This window comes from Streptomyces hirsutus (assembly GCF_001418415.1).
In the GTDB taxonomy this organism is placed as follows: Bacteria; Actinomycetota; Actinomycetes; order Streptomycetales; family Streptomycetaceae; genus Streptomyces; species Streptomyces hirsutus.
Genome location: NZ_LIQT01000706.1, coordinates 1 through 1,834, shown reverse-complemented (window position 1 = coordinate 1,834; position 1,834 = coordinate 1). Strand labels below are relative to the sequence as shown.

Here is a 1,834-nt window from a genome sequence, read left to right as displayed (position 1 = left end):
CGGGCCCGGTGAGCCCGGTGAGCCCGGTGAGCCCGGTGAGCCCGGTGAGCCCGGCGGCTGCGCGATCCCCAGTGTCTGCCAGGTCTCCTGGTCCGCGTGCAGGTCGAGGATCAGCGTCGTGCCACCCGGGGGACGCAGGCGCAGCTCGTCCCGGAACCAGTGCCACGGGAACGCCGTGTAGCGCACGGTCGACGGGGTGGTGCGGGCCAGCGCCAGATGGGGCAGACGCTGGCGGCGGTCGAGCAGCAGTTGCCCCACGACGTACAGAGTGAGTGGTCCGGGGGCGGTCGCGGCGGCACGCAGCCGGGTCAGGACCGCCTGCGGCTCCAGCGGGTCGGCGAGCTCGACGACGTTCGCGGTGTCCGTACCGGACAGGACGGCGGGCGGCACGGCCGCGAGGACGGGAAGCACGGACGCCGCGTCCACCAGCCGTCCCCGCCCGGCCGGCGAGGCCGCCAGCAGCAGTACGGTTCCGGGCGCGGCCCCGGGCTCGCTTCCGGGTGTGGTCCCGGGCATGTTCCCTCCCCCTGTCGATCACGACCCAGAGCAGCACCGTAACCGCTGTGGCTCCGGCAAGGGGCCTCGGATCAATGAACGTCCCTCTTCGAGGTGTTCACCCCGGCCCGCCGGTCCGGCGCACCGCGAAGGCCGTGGTGTCGTCGTCCAGGCGACCACCGCTGTGCCGGAGCGTCCCGTCCCGTACGACGGCGGCCAGCCGGGCCGGTTCGGCGGCGCGCGCGTCCCGCGCGACCGCCCGCACCACGTCCTCGGTGAGCGGGTAGAACGTCCCGTCGGCGTCGCGCGCCTCGGTCACCCCGTCGGTGACCACCAGCAGCGTCTCGTCGGCGGCCAGCGGCAGCCGGTGCACGCACACCGGTGTGGGGTCCAGCTCGCGCAGACCCAGCGGAAGCCCGCCGGTCACCGGCAACGGCCGTACGCCGCCGGGGCCGACGGCCAGCGGCGGTTCATGACCGAAGACCACGACCTCCACCGTGGTGGGACCCGCCGTGCCGGGACCCACGGCACGGGGCCACTCCGGGCCGGGGCCCCTCGTGGCCGGCCACTCCGCCGGGAAGCCGAGCAGCACGGCGGTGGCGAAGCGGTCGCCCTCGGCCCGGCCGAGGGCCGCGGTGTAGCCCCGGTGCCTCAGCATCCGCTCCTCCAGGCGCTCGGCCACGACCGCCAGTTCCGGCTCGTGAAAGCCCGCCTCGCGGAACGTGCCGAGCAGTGTCGCCGCCGTCTCCACCGCGCCCAGCCCCTTGCCCTGCACGTCCCCGACCAGGACCCGGGTGCCGTACGGGCCCGGCTGGATGTCGTAGAAGTCGCCGCCGACCCGGGCACCGGCGTCCGCGGCGAGATAGAAGCCGGCGTGCTCCAGACCGCCCCAGGACGGCGGCAGGGGGCGCAGCACCGTACGGCGGACCGTGTCGGCGACGTTCCGCATGTGCAGCGCGCGGCTCTCGCCGCGGACCCGGACCGCGCACGCCAGCGTCGCCAGGAATCCGCCGACGGCGACGAGGATGAAGTCGGGCAGCCCCGTCTGGAACTCGTGGGGCCAGGCGTTGTCCACGATCGCGAAGGTGGCGATCGAGAGCGCCCCGAACACGGCCGTGCCCCACACCCCGCAGATCGCGGCCGCGATGCCCGGGACCAGCACGATCCAGGAGATGATCCGGAACTCGCCGATGGTGTGGTAGTCGATCACCGCGATGGCGACCAGCAGGAGGAGCGGCGGCACCCACGCGACACTGCGCCCTCGCACGTGCAGCATTTCGTGCCGGTACGTGACCTCCCGGCGGCCGGCCCGGAGGTACCGCCGGGAGGTCACGTACCG

The 1,834-nt window shown here is 74.6% G+C and carries 1 protein-coding gene and 1 pseudogene; both read right to left on the bottom strand.

What is annotated here, in order from left to right:
• Window positions 1-516: pseudogene (locus tag AOK11_RS37700) on the bottom strand (hypothetical protein); the annotation flags it as partial.
• A 97-nt stretch (window positions 517-613) separates the two neighbouring features.
• Window positions 614-1,828: a PP2C family protein-serine/threonine phosphatase gene (locus AOK11_RS37695; RefSeq protein ID WP_055598124.1), complete on the bottom strand. Its 1,215-nt coding sequence runs from the start codon at window positions 1,826-1,828 to the stop codon at window positions 614-616.
• Window positions 1,829-1,834 lie beyond the last annotated feature (6 nt).